The sequence below is a fragment of the Pseudomonas morbosilactucae genome (assembly GCF_023241665.1).
GTDB classification, from domain to species: domain Bacteria; phylum Pseudomonadota; class Gammaproteobacteria; order Pseudomonadales; family Pseudomonadaceae; genus Aquipseudomonas; species Aquipseudomonas morbosilactucae.
The window spans coordinates 23571-32879 of record NZ_JALQCX010000082.1; the positions used below are offsets into that span (position 1 = coordinate 23571).

General features: G+C 63.8%; 11 protein-coding genes. 1 reads left to right on the forward strand and 10 read right to left on the reverse strand.

Annotation, left to right across the window (positions count from 1 at the left end):
• Positions 1–2 precede the first annotated feature (2 nt).
• From M1B35_RS30785 to ribBA, 3 genes are all read right to left on the reverse strand, one after another.
• Complete coding sequence (locus M1B35_RS30785; protein ID WP_268263943.1) at positions 3–947, reverse strand: ABC transporter permease; 945 nt, start codon at positions 945–947, stop codon at positions 3–5.
• Complete coding sequence (locus M1B35_RS30790) at positions 944–1969, reverse strand: ABC transporter substrate-binding protein (RefSeq protein ID WP_268263944.1); 1026 nt, start codon at positions 1967–1969, stop codon at positions 944–946. Before M1B35_RS30790 ends, M1B35_RS30785 begins: the two co-directional genes overlap by 4 nt.
• Before the next feature lie 282 nt (positions 1970–2251).
• The gene (gene ribBA / locus M1B35_RS30795) at positions 2252–3361 is read right to left on the reverse strand and encodes a bifunctional 3,4-dihydroxy-2-butanone-4-phosphate synthase/GTP cyclohydrolase II (RefSeq protein ID WP_123335750.1); all 1110 of its coding nucleotides are present in this window, start codon (positions 3359–3361) and stop codon (positions 2252–2254) included.
• A gap of 71 nt (positions 3362–3432) precedes the next feature.
• Here ribBA and M1B35_RS30800 point away from each other — a divergent pair, with 71 nt between their 5' ends.
• A complete protein-coding gene (locus M1B35_RS30800) occupies positions 3433–3729 on the forward strand; it encodes a DUF1330 domain-containing protein (protein WP_123335751.1) in 297 nt (98 codons plus the stop codon).
• Positions 3730–3797: 68 nt separating this feature from the next.
• On the opposite strand, the gene M1B35_RS30805 is transcribed toward M1B35_RS30800, so the two are convergent.
• The 7 genes from M1B35_RS30805 to M1B35_RS30835 all read right to left on the reverse strand — a co-directional run bounded on the left by M1B35_RS30805 (position 3798) and on the right by M1B35_RS30835 (position 9197).
• The gene (locus M1B35_RS30805; protein ID WP_123335754.1) at positions 3798–4361 is read right to left on the reverse strand and encodes an NUDIX hydrolase; all 564 of its coding nucleotides are present in this window, start codon (positions 4359–4361) and stop codon (positions 3798–3800) included.
• Position 4362: 1 nt separating this feature from the next.
• Positions 4363–5115 carry a GntR family transcriptional regulator gene (locus tag M1B35_RS30810; protein ID WP_123335756.1) on the reverse strand — a complete coding sequence of 251 codons (753 nt, stop codon included), beginning with the start codon at positions 5113–5115 and terminating at the stop codon, positions 4363–4365.
• An 85-nt stretch (positions 5116–5200) separates the two neighbouring features.
• Positions 5201–5590, reverse strand: coding sequence for a carboxymuconolactone decarboxylase family protein (locus M1B35_RS30815; protein ID WP_007968634.1), 390 nt, complete (start codon positions 5588–5590; stop codon positions 5201–5203).
• Between the two features lie 161 nt (positions 5591–5751).
• Positions 5752–6237 carry a flavin reductase family protein gene (locus M1B35_RS30820; RefSeq protein ID WP_123335758.1) on the reverse strand — a complete coding sequence of 162 codons (486 nt, stop codon included), beginning with the start codon at positions 6235–6237 and terminating at the stop codon, positions 5752–5754.
• A gap of 12 nt (positions 6238–6249) precedes the next feature.
• Complete coding sequence (locus M1B35_RS30825; protein WP_123335760.1) at positions 6250–7731, reverse strand: aldehyde dehydrogenase; 1482 nt, start codon at positions 7729–7731, stop codon at positions 6250–6252.
• Positions 7728–8561 (reverse strand): alpha/beta fold hydrolase, encoded by an 834-nt coding sequence (locus M1B35_RS30830; RefSeq protein WP_123335763.1) that lies wholly within the window; start codon positions 8559–8561, stop codon positions 7728–7730. Before M1B35_RS30830 ends, M1B35_RS30825 begins: the two co-directional genes overlap by 4 nt.
• Positions 8562–8606: 45 nt before the next feature.
• Entirely contained in the window at positions 8607–9197 is a 591-nt protein-coding gene (locus M1B35_RS30835) for an amino acid synthesis family protein (protein WP_123335765.1), read from the reverse strand.
• Positions 9198–9309: the final 112 nt, after the last annotated feature.

A 9309-nucleotide genomic window follows, 5' to 3' on the forward strand; every position in this document is an offset into this window, starting at 1 on the left:
GCTTACCTCGCGTTGCTGGCACCCACCGGGGATTCCGGCTGGAGCTTCAGGTAGAAGTAGAACAACACCAGGGTGATCAGCACCAACAAGGCGGCGCCGGCACTGGCCAGGCCCCAATTGAGGAACGACTGCACCTGCTGAATGATGAATTCGGGCAGCATCATGTTCTGCGCGCCGCCGAGCAGCGCCGGGGTCACGTAATAGCCCAGGGACATGACGAACACCATCAAACCACCGGAGAACAGCCCCGGCCGGCACAGCGGCAGGAACACCCGGAAGAAGTTGGTCCAGGGGCTGGCACCGCAGATCGAGCCGGCCTGGAGGATCATCGGGTCAATGGCCTGCATGGTCGCCTGCAACGGCAGGACGATGAACGGGATCATGATGTAGCTCATGCCGATCACCACGCCGGTGAGGTTGTGCACCATCTCCAGGGGCTGGTCGATGATGCCCATGGCCATCAGCGCCTTGTTGATCACCCCGGAGGCCTGCAACAGCACCAGCCAGGAATAGGTCCGCGCCAGCAGGCTGGTCCACATCGACAGCAGCACGATGTTCAGCATCCAGCGGCCCCAGCCACGAGGCACCAGGGTGATCGCCCAGGCCAGGGGAAAGCCCAGCAGCAGGCTGAACAGGGTCACCAGGCCGGCCACCGAGAAGGTGTTGAACAGCACCCGGGCGTAGGCCGAGTTGGCGAACAGTTGCTGGTAGTTGCCCAGGCCCGGCTCGGGTTCGAGCACGCCCCGCAGCAGCAGGCCGATCAACGGCGCGAGAAAGAACAGGCCGAGGAACAGCAGGGCCGGGAGCAGGTTCCCGGCACCACGCCAGCGCTGTGCCATGGAGGGAGATTGCGTCATCACGGTGGCCTTGGCGGATGCCGAGCCGGCAGCGCCAGAGGCGCTCCCGGTCGGGGTGGATTGACGGGACGCAGTGGCCGTCATTTTCATTTGACCAGCCATTCGTTCCACCGTGTCGCGATGGCCGGACCGTTCTTGGCCCAGTACGCGAAGTCGAGGGTGATCTGATCCTTAGCGTAGGCAGTCGGCAGGTTCGGTGCCAGGACCGAGTCCAGGCGCGCTACGCTGTCGACGTTGACCGGGGCGTAGGCGGTCAGGTTGGAGAAGTCGGCCTGGCCTTTGGCGCCGCTGGCGTTGGCCAGGAACTTCATCGCCGCGTCCTTGTTCTTCGCACCTTTGGGGATGACCAGGAAGTCGGCCATGACCAGGTTCTGTTTCCAGCTCACGCCCACCGGTGCGCCGTCTTGTTGCAGGGCGTAGACCCGGCCGTTCCAGAACTGCCCGATGCTTGCTTCACCCGAGGCCAGCAGTTGTTGCGACTGCGCGCCGCCGCCCCACCAGACGATGTCTTTTTTGATGGTGTCGAGTTTCTTGAAGGCCCGGTCCAGGTCCAGGGGGTAGAGCTTGTCTGCCGCTACGCCGTCGGCCAGCAGGGCCAGTTCCAGCACGCCGGGGCTGGGCCATTTGTACAGGGCGCGTTTGCCGGGGTAGGTCTTGGTGTCGAACAGGGCGCTCCAGTCCTGAGGCTTGTTGGCCCCGACCTTGCCTTCGTTGAAGCCCAGCACGAAGGAGAAGAAGAACGAACCGACGCCGTGGTCGGAGACGAAGCGCGGGTCAATCTTGTCGCGCTGGATCTGCTTGAAGTCCAGGGGTTCGAGCAAGCCTTCGGCGGCCGCGCGCAGGGCGAAGTCGGCCTCGACGTCCACCACGTCCCATTGCACGTTGCCGCTCTCGACCATGGCCTTGAGCTTGCCGTAGTCGGTCGGGCCGTCCTGGACCACGGTGATGCCGCTGGCCTTGCTGAACGGGTCGGCCCAGGCTTGCTTCTGCGCGTCCTGGGTACTGCCGCCCCAACTGACGAAGTTGACGCTTTCAGCCGCCATGGCCAGGTTGCCGACAGTGCTCAGCAAGCCGGCGAAGAGTACGGCGGTTGTACCTTTGTTCAACACCATTTTTACGCCCTCATTTGTTGTGTTTTTGAGCGGGCTGTTGATGCCCGCCTATCGGGAGCAGTAGGTCCATCGGGGCCTTGAAAAGGCGACCGTGCCAAGGGCTGTTGTTTGTGCTGTCCCTGGCGGGCGCACTTGGCAAAAATGTCCGGTCTACGGAATATCATATTATGGTATTCCAAACTTTGTGCAAGCACTTTGCCTTACCGGCCATCCGCACAAAGCGGTCTTTTTGTTACCGGTAGGCCACCGCCTGGCGGCCTGCCCGGGGTGTGGAGAAATGCGTTATTCGCTGAAGGGGATGCTCTCGACCACTTCCAGGTCGTAGCCAGTCAGGCCGGCGTATTTCAGCGGCGGGCCGAGGTGGCGCAGCTTGCCCACGCCCAGCTCCTGCAGAATCTGTGCCCCGGTGCCCACTTCAGAATAGATGCGCGATTGCGAGCGCTGGTACTGGCGTGGCGGCTGGGTCAGTTGCGGCACCCGTTCCAGCAAGGCCTGGGAGGATTCATGGTTGGCCAGCACCACCACCACGCCACGACCTTCTTCGGCCACGCGTTGCAGGGCGGCCCACAGTGTCCAGTTGGAGGGGCCGTGGTACTCGGCGCCCACCAGGTCGCGCAACGGGTCGATCACGTGCACCCGCACCAGGGTCGGGTCTTCACGGCGGATATCGCCCATCACCATGGCCATGTGCACGCCGCCTTCGATGCGGTCCTCGAAGGTGATCAGGCGGAAGGTGCCGTGCACCGTCGGCAGTTCCCGCTCACCGATACGCACCACGGTGTGCTCGGTGCTGAGGCGGTAGTGGATCAGGTCGGCGATGGTGCCGATCTTGATCCCGTGCTTGCGGGCGAAGACTTCCAGGTCCGGGCGGCGGGCCATGGTGCCGTCGTCGTTCATCACTTCGACAATCACCGAGGCCGGGGTGAAGCCCGCCATGCGCGCCAGGTCGCAGCCGGCTTCGGTGTGGCCGGCGCGGGTCAGCACGCCGCCTTCCTTGGCCCGCAGCGGGAAGATGTGCCCGGGTTGCACCAGGTCTTCGGCTTTGGCATTGGCGGCCACCGCGGCAGCGACGGTGCGGGCGCGGTCGGCGGCGGAGATGCCGGTGCTGACCCCGACGGCGGCTTCGATGGACACGGTGAAGGCGGTGCTGAACACGCTGCCGTTGCTCGGCACCATCTGCTCCAGGCCCAGGCGCTGGCAGTGTTCGTCGGTCAGGGTCAGGCAGATCAGGCCCCGGGCTTCCCGGGCCATGAAGCTGATGGCCTGGGCGTCGCAACGGTCGGCGGCGAGCAACAGGTCGCCTTCGTTTTCCCGGTCTTCGTCGTCCACCAGGAGCACCATCTTGCCTTGCCGGTAGTCTTCGATGATTTCTTCGATGCTGTTGAAGGCCATGCTGGGAATCTCGGTGTGTGGATGAATTATTTTGTGGTATACCATAATACAAAATAAACCGAGAGGTCACTATGAAGGCGTACTGGATTGCTCACGTGGATGTCACCGACCCCGATCAATACAGCCACTACACCCAGCGCGCGCCGGCAGCGTTCGCCCTGTACGGCGGACGCATGCTGGCCCGGGGCGGGCGCAGCCAAGCCATGGAAGGGCGAGCGACGCCGCAGCGCAGCGTGGTGATCGAATTCGATTCCTATGAACAGGCGCTGGCCTGCTACCACTCCGAGCAGTACCAGGAAGCCAAGGGTCACCGCGAAGGCGTGGCGCGGGCGGAAGTGATCATCGTCGAAGGCGTCCCCCCGCTGTAACGCGGACGGCCACGTGGGGGCTAGGGTCTCGTTCCCATGCCCCCCGTGGGAACGATCGCGGTGGCAGGTCAGCGAATGAAGTGGATTTTGCCGCTGTCGTCGTTGCCGATGTAGATACCGTAGACCCCGGCCTGGCGCTCTTCGATGTAGCGTTCGAGGATTTGCCGGATCGCCGGGTAGTAGATGCTCTCCCAGGGAATGTCCTCGGGGGCGAAGAATTTGTAGTCCAGGGTTTCCGGCCCGAACTGCCCGGTGATCTCCAGGGCGATGGCGCGGAAGATGATGTACACCTCGCTGATCTTCGGCACGCTGAAGATCGAGTACGGCGAGATGATCTCCGCGCGCACGCCGCTTTCTTCCCAGACTTCCCGCAGGGCCGCCTGTTCGGTGGTCTCGTTACCTTCCATGAACCCCGCCGGCAGGGTCCAGGTGCCCGGCCGTGGCGGGATGGCGCGCTGGCACAGAAGGTACTTGCCGTCCTGCTCGATGATGCAGCCGGCGATGATCTTCGGGTTGACGTAATGGATGTAGCCGCAGCCGCGGCACATCAGGCGCTCATGGGTATCGCCCGCTGGCCGTTGGTGACCGAGGTCACTGCCGCCGCACTTTGGACAAAAGCTCGGGCTGAACATATCAGCGACCTATACGGGGTTCTTTGAGAGCGATGGGTGCGGTGATCTCGGGAATGTCGCCGGTCTCTTCCTGTTTGCGCTTGAGGTAGTCCAGGGCCACTTTGGCCGCGGCCCGCACGTGGTCCACCGAGGCCTGGTGGGCCGCCAGCGGATCGCCGCTCTTGATCGCTTCGACGATGCGTTCCATTTCCTGGTTGCTCGAACCACGACGGTTTTCCTGGGACACCGAGGTGGCCCGCAGGTAGCTGATGCGCGCCTGCAACTGGCGCAGCTGGGTGGCCGCCACGTGGTTGCCGGAACCTTCGAGCAGCACGTCGTAGAAACCCTGGACCGAATCCAGCACCTGTTGCAACTCGCCTTCCTTGAGGGATTTGCGGTTCTCTTCCAGGGCTTTTTCCAGGGCCTTGATGTCCTTGGCCTTGGCCCGCAGGGTGAACAGCTGGACGATCAGGCCTTCGAGTACGCAACGCAGCTCGTAGATGTCCCCGGCGTCGGCCAGGGTGATGATGGCCACGCGCGGCCCCTTGGCGTCGGCGAACTCCACCAGGCCTTCGGATTCCAGGTGGCGCAGGGCTTCGCGAACGGAAGTGCGGCTGACGCCCAGGCGATCGCACAGATCGCGTTCAACCAGACGGTCTCCCGGCAGGAGCTGGAAGTTCATGATGGCGCTTCGCAGTTTATCCAGCACGATTTCGCGCAGGGTAACGGGGTTGCGATTGACCTTGAAGCTGTCGTCGAGTGGCAGGCGTTTCATGGGGTCCGCTCTGAGTGTGGCTGTCCATGCAAAAAGAGCACTGCGATCGAGGATCATCGTGCTCTGGTCTCACAACAGCCAAAGGTTAACTGGAGGCCTCGGCATCGGCTTCGGCGAAGGCTTCACGGGCGAGCCGGAAACTGTCTACGGCAGCGGGAACACCGCAATAAATACCGACCTGAAGCAGGATTTCGCGTATTTGTTCACGACTCAGACCGTTACGCAAGGCGCCGCGTACATGCAGCTTGAGTTCGTGAGGCCGATTGAGGGCTGAAATCATCGCCAAGTTTATCATGCTGCGTTCTTTGAGCGACAAACCCTCGCGGCCCCAGACGTGACCCCAGCAGTACTCTGTGACCATTTCCTGGAGCGGGCGGGTGAAGTCGTCGGCGTTCTCGATGGAGCGCTGCACATAGGCTTCGCCCAACACCTGGGTGCGAATCTTCAGGCCTTTTTCGTATTTCTCGTTACTCATCACGCAGTCCTCAGTGCGGTCCCTGGGGAACCGCTCACCATTCAACGCCGCCATCGCTTGGTAGGAGCAGGCTTGCCTGCGATGACGGCCCTGGATTCGAGATCATTGCCGGCGGGCTCGCCGCGATCGCGAGCGCGCCCGCCGGGCATTGATTTCGCTCGTTACGCCAGGGTGGGCAGGGGGCCCAGCTTGCCTTTGTGGTAGATCATCGGCGTCACCGGCTGCTCGGGCAGGATCAGGTGCTTGACCGCGCCGACGATGATCGCGTGATCGCCGCCGTCGTATTCGCGCCACAACTCGCACTCGATGATTGCCGTGGCCTTGGCCAGCAGCGGATTGCCCAGTTCGCTCAAGTGCCACTCGATGCCCTTGGCCTTGTCCTTGCCTTTACCGGCGAAGGCGTAGGCTTCGGCGGTCTGGTCGGCCGACAGCAAGTGAATGGCGAACTGCTTGCTGTCCCGCAGGATCGGGTAGGTGTCCGAGGCGTAGTTGGGGCAGAACAGCACCAGCGCCGGGTCGATCGACAGCGCGCTGAAGGCGCTGGCGGTGATGCCGACGATCTGCCCGTCCGGGTCCAGGGTGGTGACCACCGTGACCCCGGAAGGGAAGGAGCTCATGACTTCTTTGTAAATGCCGGGTTCGATCATTTCGCAGGACTCCTAGCGCATCACAAACGGATCAGGCATGGGCGCCTGGGACAGGTTGATCCACACCGTTTTCAGTTCGGTATAGGCCAGCACCGAGTCGATGCCGCTCTCGCGGCCATAGCCACTGTTCTTGAAACCGCCGATGGGGGCCATGGCCGACACCGCACGGTAGGTATTGACCCAGATGATCCCCGAACGCACGTCCCGGGCCAGGCGATGGGCACGGCCCAGGTCGCGGGTCCAGATGCCGGCGGCGAGGCCGAACTGGGAGTCGTTGGCGATCGCCAGGGCATCGGCTTCATCCTTGAAACGGATCACCGAGGCCACCGGGCCGAAGACTTCTTCCTGCATGATTTTCATCGAGTTGCTGTCGCATTCGAACAGGGTCGGCTCGTAGAACCAGCCATCGCCCACGCCCTGAGGGCGCTTGCCACCCAGGCGCAGGGTGGCGCCTTCGGCCAGGGCGTCGGCCACCAGGCCTTCGACCACGGCCAATTGCTGGGCGGTGGCCATGGGGCCCATTTCGGTGCCGTCGTCCTGGGGGTTGCCGATGCGGATGCGCTGGGCGCGTTCCACCAGGCGGGCGACGAACTCGTCGTAGATCTCGTCCTGCACCAGCAGTCGCGAGCCCGACACGCAGCTCTGCCCGGAGGCCGCATAGATGCCGGCGATGGCGCCGTTGATGGCGCTGTCCAGGTCGGCGTCGGCAAAGATGATGTTCGGCGACTTGCCACCCAGTTCCAGGGACAGCTTGGCGAAGTTCTCCGCACTGCTGCGCACCACATGCCGGGCGGTGGCGGCGCCGCCGGTGAAGGCGATCTTGCGCACCAGCGGGTGGCGGGTCAGGGCGGCGCCGGTGCTTGGGCCATAGCCGGTGACGACGTTGACCACGCCCGGGGGAATGCCGGCCTCCAGGGCCAGGCGCGCCAGCTCGAGGATGGTCGCCGAGGCGTGTTCCGAGGGCTTGATCACGATGGTGTTGCCGGCGGCCAGGGCCGGGGCCAGCTTGATGGCGGTCAGGTACAGCGGGCTGTTCCAGGGGATGATCGCGGCGACCACACCCATGGCTTCATGCACGGTGTAGGCAAACAGGTCGGGCTTGTCGAGGGGCAGGGTGCCGCCTTCGAGCTTGTCCGCCAGGCCTGCAGTGTAGTGGAAAAACTCCGGCAGGTAGCCGACCTGGCCGCGGGTCTCGCGGATCAGCTTGCCGTTGTCGCGGCTTTCCAGCTGGGCCAGTTGTTCCTTGTTCTCGGCGATCAGGTCACCGAGGCGGCGCAGCAGCTTGCCTCGGGCCGTGGCGGTCAGGCCACGCCAGGCCGGGCTGTCGAACGCCGTCTGGGCGGCCTGCACGGCGCGCTCGACATCGGCTTCATCGGCATCGGGCAGTTGCGCCCAAGGCTCGGCCAGGGCCGGGTTGAGGCTGTCGAAAGTCTTGCCGGACAGGGCATCGACCCATTCGCCGCCGATGCACATCTGGAAGCGTGCGAGTGTCATGCAACGATCCCCTTTATTGGATTTGGACGGGTGTGCGCTATTTCAAGAAATTCCAGCAGCACCTGGTTGACCAGGCGCGGTGATTCCACCGGCATCATATGCCGCTGCTCGGGCAGCACGGCAACCCGTGCGCCAGGAATTCGCTGGGCCAGTTGCTCGGCCATTTCCGGGGTTGAACCGGGGTCCAGTTCGCCGGTGGCGATCAGCGTCGGCGCCTGGATCAGGTGCAGGTCGTCGGCGCGGTACATATCCTGGGTGGCAAACAGCTCGTAGGTGGTCAGGTAGCCCTGTGGGTCATTGCTGGCCAGGGTCTGGCGGATCGCCGCGATCTGCGCCGGGTTGGCCGCCTGGTATTCGCGGCTGAACCATCGGGACAGGGCCGCTTCGGCGTTGGCATCCGGGCCGTGTTCGGCGGCCTGGCTGGTGCGGGCGATGACGCCGGCACGCTGCTCGGGGCTGCGGTTGAACACGCTGTTGAGCACCACCAGGCCTTGCAGGTGCTGCGGGTAATGCAGGGCAAAGGCCCGGGCCACCAGGCCGCCCATGGAGAAGCCGATCACTGTGGCCTTGGGCAGTTGCAGGTGCTCCAGCAGTTCCCGCAGCTGGTCGGCATAACCGAGCAGGCCGGTGCCGCTGTCCGGGCGCGGGCTGGCGCCGTGGCCGAGCATGTCGTAGGCGATCACCCGGTACTGGCTGGAAAGGCCGACGATCTGCCCGCCCCACATTTCTTTGTTCAGGCCCACGCCGTGGATCAAGACCACGGGCTGGCCTTGGCCGGTCGCCAGGTAACTGGTGCCAGCCGGTGTTTGTTCAGCGGTGAGCCGAATCATGGAGCGCTCCTGCATGCCTTTTTATTGTGGTTGACCGGGACGGGATTACTGGGCTTTCTCAGCGGCCAGTTCTTCCAGGTCGATGTAGCGGTTGCCGATGCGTGGGTGCAGGCGGCCGCCGTCGGCGCAACCCAGGACCACGACGATTTCGTCGGCCCGAGGGGCGTCTTCGATCTGCATTTCCAGGGTGATGTAGTGGGAGCGCAGGCCTTCGTCGTCTTTGTGCATCATCGGGATCTGGATCGAAGTGCCCGGGCCGCCGCGCTTGTTGGTGAAGCTCAGGTAGCTCTTGGCCTTGACCGCTTCGCGGTAGTGGTTGCCGAAGCGCAGGGTGTGGATCACTGCCGAGGCGTGCTCGATTTCACCGTCGGCACCCACCACAGCGGCCTTGCCGTAGGCTTCGATCTTGTCGGCGCCGCCGATCAGGCCCACCAGACGCTCCACCATCAACGCGCCGAGGTCGGAGCAGTTGGCGCGGATTTCCGGTTTCAGGTCTTCGACGAAACCACGGCCCAGCCACGGGTTCTTCATCACCACCGCCAGGCCGACCATGGTCACCGGCTTGTCGGTGGCCTTGCCGCCTTCGATCAGGGTTTCTTCGAGGTAGCTGACGATCTTGCGGATTTCAAAACTCATGAGCGGGCTCCATGTAGGGTAAGAGTGTCTGTGCGTATGATGGTATACCATAATACCGCTAGCGCAAGTCCCCGACATGAGTTTGTGCAACCCCCAGCCGACAAAAGGCGTT

Coding starts and splice junctions, on each gene's coding strand:
- M1B35_RS30825 (WP_123335760.1), bottom strand. CDS start 7,731: ATGACACTCGCACGCTTCCAGATGTGCATCGGCGGCGAATGGGTCGAT.
- M1B35_RS30835 (WP_123335765.1), bottom strand. CDS start 9,197: ATGAGTTTTGAAATCCGCAAGATCGTCAGCTACCTCGAAGAAACCCTG.
- ribBA (WP_123335750.1), bottom strand. CDS start 3,361: ATGGCCTTCAACAGCATCGAAGAAATCATCGAAGACTACCGGCAAGGC.
- M1B35_RS30790 (WP_268263944.1), bottom strand. CDS start 1,969: ATGGTGTTGAACAAAGGTACAACCGCCGTACTCTTCGCCGGCTTGCTG.
- M1B35_RS30820 (WP_123335758.1), bottom strand. CDS start 6,237: ATGATCGAACCCGGCATTTACAAAGAAGTCATGAGCTCCTTCCCTTCC.
- M1B35_RS30785 (WP_268263943.1), bottom strand. CDS start 947: ATGAAAATGACGGCCACTGCGTCCCGTCAATCCACCCCGACCGGGAGC.
- M1B35_RS30805 (WP_123335754.1), bottom strand. CDS start 4,361: ATGTTCAGCCCGAGCTTTTGTCCAAAGTGCGGCGGCAGTGACCTCGGT.
- M1B35_RS30830 (WP_123335763.1), bottom strand. CDS start 8,561: ATGATTCGGCTCACCGCTGAACAAACACCGGCTGGCACCAGTTACCTG.
- M1B35_RS30815 (WP_007968634.1), bottom strand. CDS start 5,590: ATGAGTAACGAGAAATACGAAAAAGGCCTGAAGATTCGCACCCAGGTG.
- M1B35_RS30810 (WP_123335756.1), bottom strand. CDS start 5,115: ATGAAACGCCTGCCACTCGACGACAGCTTCAAGGTCAATCGCAACCCC.
- M1B35_RS30800 (WP_123335751.1), top strand. CDS start 3,433: ATGAAGGCGTACTGGATTGCTCACGTGGATGTCACCGACCCCGATCAA.